Annotated in this window: 16 protein-coding genes; 8 read left to right on the plus strand and 8 right to left on the minus strand. The window is 68.3% G+C overall.

Annotation, left to right across the window (positions count from 1 at the left end):
• Window positions 1–91: 91 nt before the first annotated feature.
• Window positions 92–286 (plus strand): DUF1653 domain-containing protein, encoded by a 195-nt coding sequence (locus QTN24_RS10315; protein WP_253700388.1) that lies wholly within the window; start codon window positions 92–94, stop codon window positions 284–286.
• A 27-nt stretch (window positions 287–313) separates the two neighbouring features.
• Here QTN24_RS10315 and QTN24_RS10320 read toward each other — a convergent pair whose 3' ends face one another.
• Window positions 314–1,867, minus strand: a complete 1,554-nt coding sequence (locus QTN24_RS10320) for a methyl-accepting chemotaxis protein (RefSeq protein ID WP_313836842.1) — start codon at window positions 1,865–1,867, stop codon at window positions 314–316.
• A gap of 160 nt (window positions 1,868–2,027) precedes the next feature.
• Between QTN24_RS10320 and QTN24_RS10325 the strand changes: the two genes are divergently transcribed.
• On the plus strand, window positions 2,028–2,615 hold the full coding sequence (locus tag QTN24_RS10325; RefSeq protein WP_124685219.1) for a TetR/AcrR family transcriptional regulator: 588 nt from the start codon (window positions 2,028–2,030) through the stop codon (window positions 2,613–2,615).
• Window positions 2,612–4,591: a squalene--hopene cyclase gene (gene shc, locus QTN24_RS10330; RefSeq protein WP_313836848.1), complete on the plus strand. Its 1,980-nt coding sequence runs from the start codon at window positions 2,612–2,614 to the stop codon at window positions 4,589–4,591. The genes QTN24_RS10325 and shc overlap by 4 nt, the downstream gene beginning before the upstream one ends.
• A gap of 79 nt (window positions 4,592–4,670) precedes the next feature.
• Here the strand turns inward: shc and oxlT are convergent, their stop codons facing one another.
• Window positions 4,671–5,990 (minus strand): oxalate/formate MFS antiporter, encoded by a 1,320-nt coding sequence (gene oxlT / locus QTN24_RS10335; RefSeq protein WP_124685221.1) that lies wholly within the window; start codon window positions 5,988–5,990, stop codon window positions 4,671–4,673.
• 909 nt (window positions 5,991–6,899) lie between these two features.
• Here oxlT and QTN24_RS10340 point away from each other — a divergent pair.
• The 4 genes from QTN24_RS10340 (at window position 6,900) to QTN24_RS10355 (ending at window position 11,746) form a co-directional block, all read left to right on the plus strand.
• A complete protein-coding gene (locus QTN24_RS10340) occupies window positions 6,900–7,421 on the plus strand; it encodes a sigma-70 family RNA polymerase sigma factor (protein ID WP_124685222.1) in 522 nt (173 codons plus the stop codon).
• A gap of 3 nt (window positions 7,422–7,424) precedes the next feature.
• Entirely contained in the window at window positions 7,425–8,447 is a 1,023-nt protein-coding gene (locus QTN24_RS10345) for a FecR domain-containing protein (protein WP_313836851.1), read from the plus strand.
• A gap of 115 nt (window positions 8,448–8,562) precedes the next feature.
• The gene (locus QTN24_RS10350; protein WP_313836853.1) at window positions 8,563–10,998 is read left to right on the plus strand and encodes a TonB-dependent receptor; all 2,436 of its coding nucleotides are present in this window, start codon (window positions 8,563–8,565) and stop codon (window positions 10,996–10,998) included.
• 19 nt (window positions 10,999–11,017) lie between these two features.
• Complete coding sequence (locus QTN24_RS10355) at window positions 11,018–11,746, plus strand: DUF4198 domain-containing protein (RefSeq protein WP_124685225.1); 729 nt, start codon at window positions 11,018–11,020, stop codon at window positions 11,744–11,746.
• 169 nt (window positions 11,747–11,915) lie between these two features.
• Here the strand turns inward: QTN24_RS10355 and QTN24_RS10360 are convergent, their stop codons facing one another.
• The 4 genes from QTN24_RS10360 to QTN24_RS10375 form a co-directional block, all read right to left on the minus strand.
• Window positions 11,916–12,707, minus strand: coding sequence for an alpha/beta hydrolase (locus QTN24_RS10360; RefSeq protein WP_313836855.1), 792 nt, complete (start codon window positions 12,705–12,707; stop codon window positions 11,916–11,918).
• An 18-nt stretch (window positions 12,708–12,725) separates the two neighbouring features.
• The gene (locus tag QTN24_RS10365) at window positions 12,726–12,896 is read right to left on the minus strand and encodes a hypothetical protein (RefSeq protein ID WP_313836857.1); all 171 of its coding nucleotides are present in this window, start codon (window positions 12,894–12,896) and stop codon (window positions 12,726–12,728) included.
• A 180-nt stretch (window positions 12,897–13,076) separates the two neighbouring features.
• Window positions 13,077–14,399 (minus strand): type II toxin-antitoxin system HipA family toxin, encoded by a 1,323-nt coding sequence (locus tag QTN24_RS10370; protein ID WP_313836858.1) that lies wholly within the window; start codon window positions 14,397–14,399, stop codon window positions 13,077–13,079.
• Window positions 14,400–14,756 (minus strand): helix-turn-helix transcriptional regulator, encoded by a 357-nt coding sequence (locus QTN24_RS10375; RefSeq protein ID WP_313836860.1) that lies wholly within the window; start codon window positions 14,754–14,756, stop codon window positions 14,400–14,402.
• 262 nt (window positions 14,757–15,018) lie between these two features.
• Between QTN24_RS10375 and QTN24_RS10380 the strand changes: the two genes are divergently transcribed.
• Window positions 15,019–15,753: an IclR family transcriptional regulator gene (locus QTN24_RS10380; protein ID WP_313837087.1), complete on the plus strand. Its 735-nt coding sequence runs from the start codon at window positions 15,019–15,021 to the stop codon at window positions 15,751–15,753.
• Between the two features lie 21 nt (window positions 15,754–15,774).
• Here the strand turns inward: QTN24_RS10380 and QTN24_RS10385 are convergent, their stop codons facing one another.
• The gene (locus QTN24_RS10385) at window positions 15,775–16,470 is read right to left on the minus strand and encodes a 4'-phosphopantetheinyl transferase family protein (protein WP_124685228.1); all 696 of its coding nucleotides are present in this window, start codon (window positions 16,468–16,470) and stop codon (window positions 15,775–15,777) included.
• A 42-nt stretch (window positions 16,471–16,512) separates the two neighbouring features.
• A complete protein-coding gene (locus QTN24_RS10390) occupies window positions 16,513–16,959 on the minus strand; it encodes an excinuclease ATPase subunit (RefSeq protein WP_124685229.1) in 447 nt (148 codons plus the stop codon).
• Window positions 16,960–16,973 lie beyond the last annotated feature (14 nt).

Raw genomic sequence — 16,973 nt, forward strand, 5'->3', positions numbered from 1 at the left:
CATCGACGCGATCACGCAGGCGTTCGCGCTCGTCAGCGAATTCGGCGAAGGCCGCAATCCGCGCTACCGCCCCGCCAGCGAGGCCGAGGCGCTGAAGCTGGCCACCCATCGCCATTACAAGGGCGGGCTATACCGTCGCGTCTTTGAGGCGAAACATTCGGAAGACGGCGACGTGCTGACTGTCTACGTCCATCTCTGGCCGCATGACACGTCGCCGTGGGTGCGCCCGGCGGAGATGTTCCACGGGCGGCTGGAAGACGAGCGGCTGCGCTTCGCGCCGCTCTGAGCCGGGACTGACCGGGCGGCCGGCGGCTCAGGCCTGCGCCGGCACCTGGAACGACGACACCGAGGCGCGCAGCACGTCGGCCTGTTCCTCCAGCGCCTGGGCCGCCGCGGCGGCCTCTTCCACCAGCGCGGCGTTCTGCTGCGTCATCTGGTCCATCTGCGTGACGGCCTTGCCGACCTGGTCGATGCCGGCGCTCTGCTCACGCGACGCGGTGCTGATCTCGCCCATGATCGACGTGACGCGGCCCACGGCCTGCACCAGGTCCTGCATCGTCGTGCCGGCCTTGTCCACCTGCCGCGTGCCGGCTTCCACCTGATCGACAGTATCGGTAATCAGCTGCACGATCTCCTTGGCCGCCGACGCCGAGCGCTGCGCCAGTTCGCGCACCTCGCCCGCCACCACGGCAAAGCCGCGGCCCTGCTCGCCGGCCCGCGCGGCCTCCACGGCGGCGTTCAGCGCCAGGATATTGGTCTGGAACGCGATGCCCTCGATCACGGCCGTGATTTCGCCGATGCGGCGCGACGCCTGCTGGATGCCGCTCATCGTCGACACCACGTTGCGCATGTCCTCGCCGCCGCGCGACGCGGTGTCGGACGCTTCGGCGGCCAGCAGGTTGGCCTGGTGGGCGTTCTCGGCGTTCTGGCGCACGATGGCCGTCAGTTGTTCCATGCTGGCCGCCGTTTCCTGCAGCGCGCTGGCCTGCTGCTCGGTGCGCTGCGACAGGTCCAGGTTGCCAGCCGCGATCTGGCGCGTGGCCGTGGCGATGGCGTCGCTGCCACCGCGCATCGTGTGGATGGCATCGACCAGCCCCGACTGCATCCGCTGCAGGCCCTGCGTCAGGTCGCCCATTTCGTCGTGGCTGGTGGCGCGGATGCGCTCGGTCAGGTCGCCCTGCGAGATACGGCCGAAACTTTCCAGCATGCGCACCAGCGGCACCGAGATGGCGCGGCGCAGGCCGATGGCGCAGGCCAGCGCGCCGGCGATGCCCACGCCGATGGCACCGATCACCATCCACAGGAACCGTTGCGAGCGGGCCGTGGCGTGCTCGTACATCTGCTGCGCCTGGTCGCTCTGGTTGCGTTCCAGCGCGTTCACGGCGGCGGTCAGTTCGACGAACATTGGCGGGATGCGAGCCATGACCTGCTGGTCGACGGCGGCCGTGTCGTGGGCGCGCAGCGCAGCCACCAGCGGCTCGACACCTTCGGTGAAGAACCGCTGGCGCAGCGCCGCCACCTTGTCGGACAGCGCCTGCTCCTCCGGCGACTTGGCCAGCGCCTGGTAGGCGCGCCACGCCTGCTCGGACTTGTCGCGGTAGGCGGCGGCCTTGTCAATGGTGGCCGGCACGTCGGCCGCGTCCGGGTGGAACACGGCGCGGTCCAGCGTGGTGCGCACCACGGCCGCGTTCAATTGCGACGCCGCCACGTAGCGCGTGGAGGCAAGCTGGTTGGTGTAGATCTCGCGGATATCGGCAATGGACGCCCGCATGCCGAACACGCCGATGATGCCGATCAGGGTCAGCAAGGCGGCCAGCACGGCCAGGGCCGCGTTGAGGCGGAAACGGATCGAAAGTCTGGTGGGCATGGTCGCGTATCAGGAAAACCGTTGTCGATGCTGCAGCGCACTAACGGCCGGCCGCCGCCCCGGCTGAAGCTTTTACACGCATGTAGACATATGTAGACATTGGCGCGCGGCGTCGGGCCCACATTGCAAACAATCCGTCCGGATGGTATCTTCCGCCGCCATGAGCGAAGCCCACCGCCGCCCCAAGCAGCCCCAGCTGATCCGCGACCGCCTGATCGCCGCCACCATCGACCTGCTGGTCGAGGAAGGCATTGGCGCGGTCACGCTCAACGCCGTCGCGGCCCGCGCCGGCGTGTCCAAGGGGGGCCTGCAACACCACTTTTCGAGCAAGCAGGAACTGCTGCAGGCGCTGTCGAGCGAGGTGCTCGACCATTTCAAGCGCCAGGTGGAGACCGTGGCGGCGTCTGATACCGAACCGCACGGCCGCCATACGCGCGCCTACCTGCGCGCGTCGGCCGACGGCTTTGTCGAGGCCGGCGAGCGCGAGCTGTGGAAGGCCGCGATGATGCTGGTCATGGCCCGCCCCGAATTCCGCATGCCCTACCAGGCATGGGAGGCCGCGTCGCTGCAGCATGACGCCGCGGGGTGCGACGATGCCACGCGGCTGCTGCTGTGCCGGCTGGCCGCCGACGGCCTGTGGCTGGCCGACCTGCTCGGCCATCGCTCGATCGATCCCACACAACGCGCGGCGCTGGTGCGCCAACTCGAACAGATGACCCGCCCGCGCCCGGCAACAGAACAAGCATGACGCCCCAAGACATTCCGGCATCGGATCTCGATGCCGCGCTGGAACGCGCCCGCGACGCCCTGCTGGACCTGCAGCAGCCCGACGGCCACTGGTGTTTCGAACTTGAATCGGACGCCACGATCACGGCCGAATACATCCTGATGATGCATTTCGTCGACGAGATCGACACCGCGCTGCAGGCCCGCATGGCGCGCTACCTGCGCGCGCTGCAGCGACGCGACCGGCACGGCGCGTGGGACCTGTACTACGGCGGCGACGTCGACGTGTCGTGCAGCGTCAAGGCGTACTTTGCGCTGAAGGCCGCCGGCGATTCGCCCGACGCTCCGCACATGGTGCAGGCGCGCGACGCCATCCTGGCGCACGGGGGCGCGGCGAAATCCAACGTCTTCACGCGCATCCTGCTGGCCACGTTCGGCGAGGTGCCGTGGCGCGCCACGCCGTTCATGCCCGTGGAGTTCGTGCTGTTCCCGCGCTGGGCGCCGATCCACATGGACAAGGTGGCGTACTGGGCGCGGACCACGATGGTGCCGCTGCTGGTGCTGTGCTCGATGCGGGCGCGCGCCAGGAATCCGCTCGGCATCCACGTGCAGGAACTGTTCGTCACGCCGCCCGAGCTGGAGACCGGGTACTTTCCGCGCAAGCGCGGCCTGCAGGGCCTGTTCCTGAAGCTGGACCGCGTGGTGCGCCACGTGGAACCGCTGATCCCGCGCGCGCTGCGCCGCAAGGCCATCGAGCGGGCGGTGCGCTGGAGCGAGGAGCGGATGAACGGCGAGGACGGCTTCGGCGGCATTTTCCCGCCCATGGTCTACGCCTACGAGATGATGGTGCTGATGGGCTATGCCAAGGACCATCCGATGCGGCGCGACTGCATGGACGCGCTGAAAAAGCTGGTGGTGCATCGCGACGACGGCGTGTCGTACTGCCAGCCCTGCCTCTCGCCGGTCTGGGACACCGCGTGGAGCCTGATGGCGCTGGAACAGGCGCCGGCCAGCCCGCGCTCGGCCCAGGCCATCGCGCGCGGCTACGACTGGATGACCGCGCGCCAGGTGCTGGACCTGACCGGCGACTGGCAGCACAACGCCGCGCCGGGCACCCGGCCGGGCGGCTGGGCGTTCCAGTACGAGAATCCCTACTACCCCGACATCGACGATACCGCGGTGGTGCTGGCCATGCTGCACGCGCACGGCCAGCGCACGGGCCAGGCGGAACGGTTCCAGCCGCACGTGGACCGCGCGCTGGACTGGTCGATCGGCCTGCAGTCGAAGAACGGCGGCTTTGGCGCGTTCGACGCCGACTGCGACCGCGACTACCTGAACGCCATCCCGTTCGCCGACCACGGCGCCCTGCTGGACCCGCCGACCGAGGACGTGTCCGGCCGCATGCTGCTGGCCATGGGCGTGACCCGCCGCCCACAGGACGCCACGGCGCGCGACCGCTGCATCGGCTACCTGCGCGACACCCAGCAGCCCGACGGTAGCTGGTGGGGCCGCTGGGGCACCAACTATATCTATGGCACGTGGAGCGTACTGGCCGGCCTGGCGCTGGCCGGCGTCGACCGCAAGCTGCCGATGGTGCGCAAGGCGGTGGACTGGCTGCGCGGCAAGCAACTGGCCGACGGCGGCTGGGGCGAGACGAACGACAGCTACCTGCATCCCGAACTGGCCGGCACGCACGCGGCCGGCAGCACGGCCGAACATACCGCCTGGGCGCTGCTGGGCCAGCTTGCGCTGGGCGAGCATGAATCCGATTCGGTGAAACGCGGCGTGGCGTGGCTGGTGCGCAACCAGGGCGACGACGGCTTCTGGACGCACCCGTTCCACAACGCCCCGGGCTTCCCGCGCATCTTCCACCTGAAGTACCACGGCTACACGGCGTACTTCCCGCTGTGGGCGCTGGGCCGGTACCGGCGGCTGGCCGGCAGGCGGCCGGCAGAAGCCACCCGTCCGGCAGCGGTGCCGGAGCGGGAACTGGCCTGAGGGGCTGGGAGAAAGAAAATGGGGCGCCGGAGCGCCCCATTTTTCCATAGCGCCCGCCATGGGCGCCCTTCCATTCGCGTCAGGCTGGCACCTGCGTACCCGCCCTCTGCTCGTCCGCGTATCGCTGTTTCGCGGCCGCCACGTGGTTGGAGAACACCGGTCTCAGTACCGTGAACGCCAGGAACGCGGCCATCAGGTCCATCGTCGCCACGGTGTAGAGCACAGTGGACCATGTGCCCGTGGCCTCCATCATCAGGTTGCCGATTGGCACGAACAGCGCGCCGATCCCCTTCGCGGTATAGAGCACCCCGTAGATCTTGCCGATGTGCTTGGTGCCGAACGCGTCGCCGGCCAGTGCCGAGAACAGCGAATACACCTCGCCCCACGCCAGGAACACCAGCCCCGACAGGATCAGGAACGCGTACGGGTTGCTGCCGAAGTAGCCCAGCGCGATGATCCCGATGCCTTCGAGCGAGAACGCGATCACCATCGTCTTCTCTCGGCCGATGTTGTCGGAAATCCATCCGAACAACGGTCGGGAGATGCCGTTCATCACGCGGTCGAGCATCAGCGCCAGCGGCAGCGCGGCCATCGTGAAGAAGTACAGGTTGACCTTGAACTCCTTGACGCCGAGGTCCTTGGCAATCACGCCCAGTTGCGCCACGGCCATCATGCCGCCCGTCACCACCAGCACGAACATCACCAGCATCAGCCAGAACAGCTTGGTGCGCAGCGCTTCGCCCAGCGTGTAGTCGCGCGTGGACTGGTAGATCTTGCTGGACGCCTTCACCTCGTTCGCCTGCGGCGCGCGCAGGAACCACGCGGCCAGGAACGCCAGCGAGCCCTGCAGGATGCCGAAGAACATGAACGTGTGCTGGAAGCCCTGCGACTCGATCATCGCCGCGATCGGCAGGATCGTGGCCGCCGAGCCCGCGCCGTAGCCGCCGGCCGTCAGGCCCACGGCCAGGCCGCGGCGGTCCGGGAACCATTTGATGGCGTTGTTGATACAGGTGGCGTAGATCGACCCCACGCCCAGCCCGCCCACGGCGGCGCCAACGTAGAAGCCCATCAGCGTGGTGGCCTGCGAATTGATCACCCAGGCGAAGCCGATGAATAGTGCGCCAAACGCCACCATCAGGCGGGGCCCGAATTTATCGATGAAATACCCCTCGATCGGCGCCAGCCAGGTCTGCACCAGCACGAAGATCGTAAAGGCGATCTGGATATTGGCGCGTGACCAGCCGAATGTGTCCTGGATTTCCGGCACGAACAATGTCCAGGCGTACTGGATATTGGCCGTGGCGATCATGCAGACCACGCCGACCAGGAGCTGCAGCCAGCGGCGGCGTTCCGAAACCTGCGGATTGGGGCGCATGGCCCCCGACGTTGCGTAAGTCATTGCGCGCTCCCTGTAATCGAATGGCCTGCCTTTGTGGGAAATGTCGTTCGATACACCGGCACCGTGCGTTCGAACCTTAATGCGGTCGTGTGCATTTGCGTGTCTCCTGTGTCATCGTTATTTTTGTTGTTGTGCTTATGGATTTGCTTGAAATGCTGCGCAGGACCGCCATTGCCCGATTGCGAGTTGGTACCGAAGCGCGCCAGAACTGTTGCCCGGTGGTGGATCCCAGGCACCGCACCAACGTGTTATTCGTATCCCATATCAAACCTCCGACATATTGAAAAACGCCGAATGAATTACAGATTTGTAATGTTCGACGTAATGTTCGCGTAATCGTGAGCCGCGATAGGTATAAGGTATGTGATATGCCAGGTTAGTCAAGATAAAGGCTGGGCAGGGTTTTCACCATGCCGGGAGGGATTGATGCGGGGGAAAGATCAACCATTTGCCATTAATAATCGCGGGGAATGCATGGATTATCGACAGGCAAAAAAAAGCCCGCAGGCTAGCACAAGCGGGCGGAGGCGTGGAGCGTGACACCAGTTCGCAACACGTAGGCATATTTATAGGTGAAGTTTTGCGGCGCGAAAGGTATATGCAGGGTTTTCGCCAACCATTAATGCATTACATTTTTGTCAGAATTCAAATAGGCGCGGGAAAATAACCCGTTTGCAGTACCCGCCCGCCACGGGCCAACCCGAATGGCCCGGGCATCACAAACCGTGGCGCCCTATGTCTGTGTTGTTCGCGCAACGTATTCCCTCCGCGTGATATGCCCATTTATTTGACAGACGCGTCAGCTTTCTGTTAATAATAATGATTCTCATTTGTGACAATAGTTAGCTGCATGGCTCGCCGGAGACCGCTCACGGGGCTGCGTGTAGTCGACCCACGACGGGCTAGATCATGAGTACGCCAGGCTCCCTCTTTCCTTCGACCATCGAGTCGCTCTATTGCGACCACCATGCATGGCTCAAGGGCTGGCTGCAACGGCGGCTGGGCAGCGCCGAGCAGGCGGCCGACCTGGCCCACGACACCTTCGTCCGGCTGCTGCACAGCGAACGCGTGCCGGCCCGTCTGGACGAACCGCGCGCCTACCTGACGACGGTGGCGCGCAACCTCGTCTCCAACCACTGGCGCCGCGAGCAACTGGAGCGCGCGTATCTGGAAGCGCTGGCCCTGGCGCCGCGCGACGTCGAACTCTCGCCGGAAGACCGCGCGATCCTGTTCGAAACCCTGCTGGAACTCGATCAGTTGCTCGACGGCCTGCCACCGCTGGTGCGGCAGGCGTTCCTGCTGTCGCAGCTCGATGGCCACACGCACGCCCAGGTGGCCGAAGCCCTGGGCATCTCGATTCCCACCGTCAAGCGCTACGTCGTCAAGGGGCTGCAGCAATGCTACTTTGCCGACCTGTCGTTCGTGAGCTGACCGGTGCCCGCATCTTCCTGGTACCGGGCGACCGCCGACGCGGCGACGATTCCCCCGCACGTGGCCGAGCGCGCGCTTGAATGGCTGGTGGAATTGCAGGCCGAGCCCGTCTCGCCGCAGGTGCGGCAGGCGTGGATGCGCTGGCGCGCCGAACATCCCGATCATGAACGCGCGTGGCAGCGCATTGAATCCGTGCGCGGCCGGCTGGCGCCGCTGTCCGCGCCGCAAACGGCCGGACTGGCGCGCGCCGCCCTGGCCACGCCACGCCCGAAGCCACGCCGCCAGGCCATGAAGACGCTGGCCGTGCTGGCCTTTGCCGGCGGGCTCACCTGGACGGCCCGCGAGCACACGCCCTGGCGCCAGTGGATAGCCGACCACCGCACCGCCGTGGGCGAGCGGCGGACCGTGGTGCTGGCCGATGGCACCCGGCTGCAGCTCAATACCGATACCGCCGTGGACGTGCGCTTCGACGCCACCGCGCGCCGCGTGCGCCTGCTGGCCGGCGAAATCCTCGTCACCACGGCAAAGGACCCGCAGGCCGCGCCGCGTCCGTTCTTCGTCGAGACCGCCCAGGGCAGCGCCCACGCGCTGGGTACGCGCTACGCCGTGCGACAGGACGATGCCGACACCGAAGTCTGCGTGTTCGAAGGCGCCGTCGAGATCCGCCCGCACGCGGCGCCCGACCGGCCGCGCGTGCTGCAGGCCGGCGCCTGCGCGCGCTACAGCGTGCAGGCCATTGGCGCGCCCTTCCCCGCCGAAGCGGCGCGCATCGCCTGGGCCGACGGCTTCATCGTCGCGCGCAGCATGCGGCTGGATGCCTTCATCGCCGAGTTGCGGCGCTACAGCCGTGCCGCGCTGTCGTGCGATCCGGCCATCGCCGGCGTGCGCGTGAGCGGGTCGTTCCCGCTCGACGACCTCGGCAAAGTGCTGCAGACGCTGGCCAGCACGCTGAACCTGCGCAAGGAAACCACCACGCGGCTCTGGGGCCAGGACGAGATCCGCCTGGTACCGGCGCCGCGGGCCTGACTGCCGTGCTGTCGCACCGATCGAAAAAAAATGCGCTGGACCTGATCCGTTTTCGAAACTCGCGGGTCAAGGAGGGCAAGAACGTCATTTCACCTCCTATTCGAAAGGTCTGATCATGGGTCCGGTCCCTGCGCGCCAGCGTCCATCCAATCGTGTTTTCCGCCGCAAGCTGCTGACGACGCTGGTCGGCCGCGTCGCCTTTGGCGCCGTGGTGGCCGCGCCGGCGCTGTCCGTGCCGATGGCGGCGCACGCCCAGGCCGCCGCGCGCGCCTACAGCATCCCGGCGGGCTCGCTCGAAGACGCGCTGAGCCGCTTTGGACGCGATGCCGGCATCATGCTGTCGTTCAAGCCCGAAATCACGGCCGGGCGCCAGAGCGCCGGCCTGCAAGGCACCTACACCCCGCGCGCCGGCCTGGACGCGCTGCTGGCCAACACCGGCCTGGAAGTGGCGCAGCAAGCCAACGGCAGCTACCTGATCAACGGCCCGGCCGGCGGCGGCACGGCCGATGGCGCCCGCACGCTGCCGGTGGTCACCGTATCGGCGGCCGGTGCCCATGACCTGCCCGGCGCCTACGCCGGCGGCCAGGTGGCGCGCGGCGGCGGCCTGGGCGTGCTCGGCACGTCCGACGTGATGGACCAGCCGTTCAGCACCACCAACTACACCAGCGACATCATCGAGAACACGCAGGCACGCACGCTGGCCGACGTGGTCATCAACGACGCCTCGGTGCGCACGCTGACGTCGCGCGGCGGCTTTGGCGAGGACTTCCAGATTCGCGGCTACACCGTGGCCAGCGGCGACGTGGGCCTGAACGGCCTGTACGGCATGGCATCGTCCAGCCGCATGCCGGCCGCCATCATGGAGCGGGTGGAGGTGCTCAAGGGCCCCGGCACGCTGATGTACGGCATCGGCCCCAACGGCAGCATCGGCGGCGCCATCAACGTGGTGACCAAGCGCGCGGGCGACGAGCCGCTGACCCGCCTGACTACCACCTACGAGAGCAAGTCGCTGTTCGGCGTGCAGGCCGACGTGGGCCGCCGCTTTGGCGAGAACAAGGAATGGGGCGTGCGCGTCAACGGCGTGTTCCGGGGCGGCGATACCACGCTCGACGACGGCCGCCAGAAACAGGGCGTGGGCGCGCTGGCGCTGGACTATCGCGGCAAGAAGCTGCGCTGGTCGCTGGATACGTACACGCAGCACGAAGGCACCGACAACTTCCGCCCGCAGATCGGCTTCCAGGCCGGCGTGACGAAGATTCCGGACGCGCCGTCGGGCCACCGCAACTTCTACCCCGGCACCGAGCTGTGGCTGCACGACACGGCCGTGATGTCGCGGCTGGAATACGACATCCTGCCGAACCTGACCGTCTACGCGGCCGGCGGCTACCGCGACGGGTCGGCCTACCAGACCTTCCCGCTGGGCCCGGCCAACGCGCAGGGCAACTTCAACGTCACGAACGCGTTCTACGACTCGTACAGCAAGACCTGGACGGCCGACGTGGGCGCGCGCACGTCGTTCAGCACGTTCGGCATTGGCCACACGGTCACGGCCAGCTTCTCGCGGCTGGAGCAGGAGCTGGGCAACGCCTACGTGCCGTCGTCGGCACCGGCCCAGGCGTCGAACCTCTACAACCCCGTGCCGCTGACGCCGGTGGTGGGCACCCGCATCGACGCCACCAAGGCATCCGAATCGGCGCTCACGAGCTTCACGCTGACCGATACGCTGGCCATGTTCGACGACCGCCTGCTGCTGACCGGCGGCCTGCGCCACCAGCGCGTGGGGTTGGACAACTTCAGCACCACCACGGGCGCCCGGCAGTCCAGCTACGACGAAAGCGCGGTGTCGCCGCTGGCGGGCATCGTCATCAAGCCGGTGAAGAACGTGTCGCTGTACGGCAACTTCACCTCGGGCCTGTCGCGCGGCGGCGTGGCACCCACCACGGCCGCCAACGCGGGCCAGGTCTTCCCGCCGTACAAGTCCAACCAGTACGAGGGCGGCGTGAAGGTGGACTGGGGCACGGTCACCACGACGGTGTCGGCCTTCCAGATCGAGCGCCCGAGCGCCATCACCGACCCCGCCACCAACCTCTACAGCTTCGACGGCGAGCAGCGCAACCGCGGCATCGAGCTGTCGGCCTATGGCGAAGTGGTGCGCGGCCTGCGCCTGATGGCCAGCGCCACGTTCTACGACGCCAAGCTGACGCAGACCGCCGGCGGCGTGAACGACGGCAACAAGGCCAACGGCGTGCCGAACAACGCGTTCAACCTGGGCGCCGACTGGGACGTGCCCTGGGTGCCGGGCCTGAGCGTCAACGGGCGGATCATCCACACGTCGTCGCTGTACTTCAACGCGACCAACACGCTGAGCATGCCGAGCTGGACCCGCTACGACATCGGTGCCCGCTATCGCACCAAGGTCATGGGCAAGTCGGTGGTGTTCCGTGCCAACATCGAAAACCTGTTCAACTCGAACTACTGGCTCGTGAGCGGCACTTACGCTACTGTTGCGGCACCGCGCACGGTCTTCCTGTCCGCGCAGTTCGATTTCTGACCCAACACGACGAGGCCCTATGCACCCGCGCATTACCGTAGCTGCTGCCCTGCTTGCCCTGACCGGCGCCGCCCAGGCGCACCAGATCTGGATCGAACAGCCGGCCGGGCAGCCGGCCACCATCCGCTTCGGCGAATTCGGCGAGAACCTGCGCGAAGTCTCGCCGGGGCTGCTGGACAAGTTCGTGGCGCCCACGGCCACGCTGATCTCGGCCAGCGGCGAGAAAACCGCCACCGCCAGCAAGACCGGCAACGGCCTGCAACTGCCGTTCACGCTGGGCGAGCGCGACGCGCTGGTGGCCGAGGACGCCCGCTACCCGCTCTACACGGGCAAGCGCGCCGACAAGGAATTCACGAACCGCTACCATCCGGCCGCGCGCTGGGTGTCCGACTTCGCCGCCCAGCCGCCCCGGCTGACGCTGGATCTGGTGCCGGCCGGCCAGCCGGGCGCGTTCAAGGCGTACTACCAGGGCAAGCCGCTGCCCAAGGCCAAGGTCGCGCTGGTCACGCAGTCGGGCTGGGCCAAGGAAGGCCGCACCGACGAGCAGGGCCTGGTGACGTTCGACATGCCGTGGAAGGGCATGTACGTGGCCGAGCTGCAGCACAACGACCCCGCCGGCGGCGAGCGCCAGGGCACCAACGGCGTGGAGAAGTACACGGCGGCCAGCTACGTCACGTCGGTGACCTACGTGAAGCGCGACGGCATCGACCCGATCCCGGCCGGCCCGGCGGCCACGCCGAACAAGTAAGCCGCCCGGCCTGCCTTCGCTTGCTGCCGGCGGTTGGGTGTCTGGCTGCTGCGCGGTGTCGCGATGGGGAACGCCGGCCCTCTCCCCCACCCCTCTCTCGCGCGCGGGAGAGGGGAGCGCATAACCAAGTCACGCGCCTTGCGGCAGCGCGCGTCCGTCTACCTGCCTGCTACCGTCCCTTCACCGTCTCCACCGCGTCCAGGATCACCTTCGCCACGTCGGCCGGGCGCGATTGCTGGGGGACGTGGCTGGTCGGCAGCGTGGTGACCTTGGCGTCGATCCGCTTGGCCATCGCGCGCTCCAGGTCGGGCGGGATCATCCGGTCGTTGGCGCTGACGATGTACCACGACGGCCGGCTGGCCCACGCTGCCACGGTCGTTTTCTCGCCGAACGCCTTGGCCTGGATCGGCCCCTGCGTGGCTGCCATCACGCGCGCCTGCGCCGCGGGCACGTCCTGCGCAAAGTCGCTGGCCACGGCCTCGGGCGGCAGCGACAGGTAGCCGTCCTTGTCGGCCACGAGCTTGCCGATGCCCGGCGCGGGCGGAAATGCCTTGCCGGCTTCCTCGGTGGACTGCCCGGCCTCGGGCGCGAACGCGGCCACGTAGACCAGCGCCGATACCTTGTCGTTGGCGCCCGCCTCCGTAATCACCGTGCCGCCCCAGGAATGGCCCACCAGCACCACCTTGCCGGGCTGGTTGTCGATCGCCCGGCGCGTGGCCGCCACGTCGCCCGCCAGCGATTCCAACCCGTTCTGCACCGCCTGCACCTTCACGCCGCGCGCCTGCAGCAGCGGGATCACCTTGGCCCAGTCCGAGCCATCGGCAAAGGCGCCGTGGACGATGACGACGGTGGGCGTCTGCGCCTTGTCGGCAGCCTGCGCCGCGGGCGCGGCCGAGACCGCCGACGCCGCGCCCAGACCCAGGGCAGCCACCGCCAGCGATGCAATCGTTCGTTTCAACATGGGATCTCTCCAGATTCACTATTGGGTGAAGGCCGGCATGGAGCGCGCCTGCCACGCGACGGCCAATGCCGCGCACGCGGTAGCCACGGCGAGCATCGCCGCGGCCAGCGTCAGCCCCTGGAGCGCACCGGGCGGCAGCGACGAGAACGCGGCCCTCGCCATCTGCACCGCAATATTCCATTTCGACATGGGTGGCTCCTGCCTGACCGTGGTTTGGCGGCGCCCCGTGCGCCGGCCATGGAGCCTATTGGAAGGGATGGACGTATCGCGCCCGTGTGTCGCACCCGGCCGTTGCGTGTGCCGACGTATCGCCGGTCCGCGCGGATACAGAACGGTACAAACCGGGCGCCGGCACCGGCCGGCCAGACCTCAGATGCGCCGGGCCTGCGCGCGCAGCCCGGCAAAGACGCGCTCGGCCACGTCGGCGGGAAATCCGGCGGGCAGTTCGCTGGCCGTGGCGTCGATGGCCGGCGCCACGGCGTCCTTCAGGCCGGCCAGGATGGCCTCGACCTCGTCGGCGGGCAGCCCCACCCGGCGCCCCTGCTCCAGCCAGTGCCGCCGCAGGATCTGCGCCACGCGATAGTGGTTCTGGCTGCCGCGTACCGCCATGGCCAGCCGCGCCTTCTGCGGAGCCAACTGGTTGGTGCCGCTGCCCATGATCGGATACGCGGAGAGCACGTCGTAGAGCGGCGTGGACCAGTAGCGGCCGCCGGGCCCGATCGACAGGCTGAAGTTCTTGGCATGGCCGTCCGTGGCGGCCAGCAGCCAGAACAGGATCTGCGCGGTGAAGAACTGCCGCCGGTCATGGCCCGGCGTCTCGGACCCGGCCAGCACCGCCATGATGTCGGCAATGCCCGGCCCGCCGTCGGCCTGGTACTTCGACAGCGGCGACAGGCCCAGCGCCTGGCAGAAATCCTCCTGGGGCAGGCGGATGATCCAGCTTCCATCGGGTGCCAGCCGGCGGTCGAAGCGCGTCACGGCCAGCACCTTCTGGTCCTCGAACGTGGCGATGGCGCAATCGGCCACCGCCAGCCCGAAATGCCGCACCAGCCGCGCGCACAGCCATTCGTTCTCCACCGACGTGCGCATGTCGGCCCGCATGTTGCCCACCAGCCCCAGCGGCAGCTTGAGGATGTGCGAGGTTGGCGTGCTGCCGTGGGGCAGCAGCCAGCGGCCTTCGTGATACAGCAGCGCGGTCTTTTCCTGCGCGCCGGCGATCGACAGGCGCAGGTCGCTGTCGTCGTCGTGCTGGCCCAGCGGCACGCTGCGCGTGGCGTCGCGCAGCAGCCGGGCGATGGCGGCTTCGTCCAGCGGCGTGCCGTCGATGCTGCGCAGGTGCTCGGGCGCCGCATCGGCCGGCAGCAGTTGCAGCGCGCCGACGCAATCGCGGCCCAGCGCGGCCAGCAGCTCGAACGGCCCCGTGCCCTGCGTGCGGTGCCGCTGGGCCAGCCGGCGGCGGATGGCGTCGCTGTCGGGCAGCAGGTTGTCGAAATAGTCGGTCACCACCCGGCCACGGTACGGCAGCGCGTCGGAGCGGAACGGCAGCGACAGCGATAGCGGCCGGCCCTGGCTGCTGGCCATCCAGTCGGCGTCGTAGGCGAAGGACTCGCCGTCCGGGCCGTGCTCCCAGATGCCGGTCAGCCAGCCGTTCATCCACACGCCCAGCCGGCGCCGCAGCGCGCGTCGACCCATTTACCAGTCCTCCCCCGGCGCCGTCCGGGGCTTGCGCGAACGGGCCGGCCTGGCTGTCTTGGCGGCGGGCGGGGTTTTCGGGGCGTTGGCTTTCGGGGCTTTCGACGCCTTGGCCGCCGTCCCGGCATCGATCTGGCCGCGCGGCGTCAGGGCCAGGTCCACCTCCAGTGCCTGCAGCGCCGCCAGCACGCGTGCCATGCTGGCCCGGCCGGGATTGGCTTCCAGCCGCGCGTAGCTCTGCTGGCTGACGCCCAGCCGCGCGGCCAGTTCGGCCTGGGTCAGGCCGCGCGCCTTGCGAAACCCCTGCAGCACGGGGCTGAGCTGGCTCAGGATGCGGATCGGGTAGGTCGTGGACATGGCGGGACAGGATGGATGGGGGCGGCCGACATCGTATCGGTTGTAAAGGCGTTTTACACCGTAAACGTTGTATTGGCAATTTACAACGTATTGGTTGTAAAACGTCGATACAACCGATAGGTTGTACGAGTTGGCGTGCCGGGCGCCGCTGGTCGCCTCGTGGCCCGGTGCCGTGCTACAGTCGCGGCCGATGGCGTCCGCCCGATCCGAACCCGAACCGCCGCCCATGCCAGAGCGCCCAGAGCCCACCAAGACCCCGGCGATGAACGTCAAGACCGCCTTGCGCGTGATCGAGATCATCGAGACCTTCGCGCGCGAGCGTCGCGCGCTGTCGCTGTCCGAACTGGCCCGCCTGCTGGCGGTGCCCGCGTCGAGCTGCCTGGCGCTGATCCGCACGCTGACCTCGCTCGGCTACCTTTACGAAACCGCGCGCCGCCAGGGCTACTACCCCACCGGCCGCCTGCTGGCGATGGCCCAGCAGATCGCCCGGCACGACCCCGTGCTGGACCGCGTGCACGGCACCATGAGCGAACTGCGCGATGCCACCGGCGAAACCATCGTCATCGGCAAGCTCCACGAAGGCACGGCGGTGGTCTATCTGGACGTGCTGGAGTCCCCGCACGCCATCCGCTACATCGCCACGGCCGGCGAGCGGCGCGAGCTGCATGCCAACTCCATCGGCAAGGCGCTGCTGGCCGCGATGGACGACGGCGAGCGCGCGGCGCTGCTGCCCCGCCTGACGTTCCAGCATTTCACGCCGCGCACGCTGACCACGCCGGACGCGCTCGAAGCAGACCTGCGCCAGGCGCGCGAGCGCGGCGCCTATGTCAATCTCAGTGAATCGATGCCCGACGTGGGCGCGTTGGCGTGGCCGGTGCGGCTGTCCGGCGAGTGCTACGCGATCTCGATTGCCGGGCCGGTGTACCGGATCGAGCCGCATCTGGACCGCTACGCCGCCATCCTGCGCGCGGCCTGCGCGTCGCTGGAAAAGACCTGAACCGGCCGGCGGCCGGGGCGTTCAGTCGACCGTTTCGCGCGCATCCAGCCGCCAGCCCGTGGCCTGCGGCAACTCCAGTTCGTCGACCAGCGTGGCAGCCGCCAGCGCCAGCACGGCGTTCTTGCGCTGCCAGGTCAGCCCGTTGGCCTGTTCCAGCGGCGCCGGCACGGCCTGCACCACGTGACCCACCATCGTCTGGAACAGGTTGCCGCCATGGCACTTGATCCACGCTTCCTTGAGCGTCCAGAGCTGGAAGAACGCGAGCATGCGCGCATCGTCGTCGCCGCGCGCCAGCAGCGCCGGCAGCGCGGCCCGCTCGGCCTCGGTCGTGGTGGCCTCGATCAGCGTGTCGAGATGCTTGCGCGGCTGCAGTTCCTCGATGTCGACACCGACAGGCATGTCCGACACCGCGCACGCCAGATGGTCGCCCGAGTGGGCAATCGACACGAACACCGGCGTGCCCACCATCCCGCCCGTGTGCGTGGCCAGCGGCGGCGCATCCTCGGCCGCCGACAGCGCCCATTCGGACGCATCCCCGCCAAACGTCACCGCCAGCAGCCGGCGCGCCAGCCAGCGCCCGGCGGCAAACTGCTCCGCGCGCTGCTGCGCCCGCATCTCGGCCAGCCGCGCCAGTTCCTCCGGCGACATCCACCGGCTGACAGGCGGCGCCATGGCGGCAAAGGCCATGACCGATCCGGTGCGCAGGGCGAGCGGCATGGCTTTGGTCTCTATGGGCGGCGAGGCTGGGGGCGCCGTGCGTTACTGCGCCACGCGGGCGAAGGTGCCCTTGAGCGCCACGCCCACCACCACGGCGCCGGCATGGCATTCGTAGTCGGTGGCGTTCGCGTTGGTGTCCTTCCTGTAGTAGCTGACCATGTCGATCACGGCGTTGGCGCCGAGCGTCCTGGCCTTGTCCTGGAACGAGATCAGCGCCGACAACGCGGCCCATCGGCAGGCATCCTCGTCGCTCTTGCCCACGCCGTTCGTCTTGCGGTTCGATACGTCGCTGTCCTTCTTCTCCAGCACCGTCGGCGTGGGCGCTCCCGCCAGGTAGAACTTCACCGAGCCGTCGAGCTTTTCCTTGGCCTCGGGCATGTTGAGCACGTCTGCCAGCGGCAGCATGTACTTGGTATCGCGCGCCGCGGCGGGCGTCGAAAGCAGCGAAGCAGCACAGGCCACGGCGGCCAGCGGGAGGGCGAATTTCATTGATCTTCCTTTTT

The organism is Cupriavidus sp. SZY C1 (genome assembly GCF_032190535.1).
In the GTDB taxonomy this organism is placed as follows: Bacteria; Pseudomonadota; Gammaproteobacteria; order Burkholderiales; family Burkholderiaceae; genus Cupriavidus; species Cupriavidus pauculus_C.

Excerpts from the sequence above, each read along its gene's own strand:
- QTN24_RS10320 (WP_313836842.1), bottom strand. The coding sequence starts at position 1,867 with ATGCCCACCAGACTTTCGATCCGTTTCCGCCTCAACGCGGCCCTGGCC.
- QTN24_RS10325 (WP_124685219.1), top strand. The coding sequence starts at position 2,028 with ATGAGCGAAGCCCACCGCCGCCCCAAGCAGCCCCAGCTGATCCGCGAC.
- shc (WP_313836848.1), top strand. The coding sequence starts at position 2,612 with ATGACGCCCCAAGACATTCCGGCATCGGATCTCGATGCCGCGCTGGAA.
- oxlT (WP_124685221.1), bottom strand. The coding sequence starts at position 5,990 with ATGACTTACGCAACGTCGGGGGCCATGCGCCCCAATCCGCAGGTTTCG.
- QTN24_RS10340 (WP_124685222.1), top strand. The coding sequence starts at position 6,900 with ATGAGTACGCCAGGCTCCCTCTTTCCTTCGACCATCGAGTCGCTCTAT.
- QTN24_RS10350 (WP_313836853.1), top strand. The coding sequence starts at position 8,563 with ATGGGTCCGGTCCCTGCGCGCCAGCGTCCATCCAATCGTGTTTTCCGC.
- QTN24_RS10355 (WP_124685225.1), top strand. The coding sequence starts at position 11,018 with ATGCACCCGCGCATTACCGTAGCTGCTGCCCTGCTTGCCCTGACCGGC.
- QTN24_RS10360 (WP_313836855.1), bottom strand. The coding sequence starts at position 12,707 with ATGTTGAAACGAACGATTGCATCGCTGGCGGTGGCTGCCCTGGGTCTG.
- QTN24_RS10365 (WP_313836857.1), bottom strand. The coding sequence starts at position 12,896 with ATGTCGAAATGGAATATTGCGGTGCAGATGGCGAGGGCCGCGTTCTCG.
- QTN24_RS10370 (WP_313836858.1), bottom strand. The coding sequence starts at position 14,399 with ATGGGTCGACGCGCGCTGCGGCGCCGGCTGGGCGTGTGGATGAACGGC.
- QTN24_RS10375 (WP_313836860.1), bottom strand. The coding sequence starts at position 14,756 with ATGTCCACGACCTACCCGATCCGCATCCTGAGCCAGCTCAGCCCCGTG.
- QTN24_RS10380 (WP_313837087.1), top strand. The coding sequence starts at position 15,019 with ATGAACGTCAAGACCGCCTTGCGCGTGATCGAGATCATCGAGACCTTC.
- QTN24_RS10385 (WP_124685228.1), bottom strand. The coding sequence starts at position 16,470 with ATGCCGCTCGCCCTGCGCACCGGATCGGTCATGGCCTTTGCCGCCATG.
- QTN24_RS10390 (WP_124685229.1), bottom strand. The coding sequence starts at position 16,959 with ATGAAATTCGCCCTCCCGCTGGCCGCCGTGGCCTGTGCTGCTTCGCTG.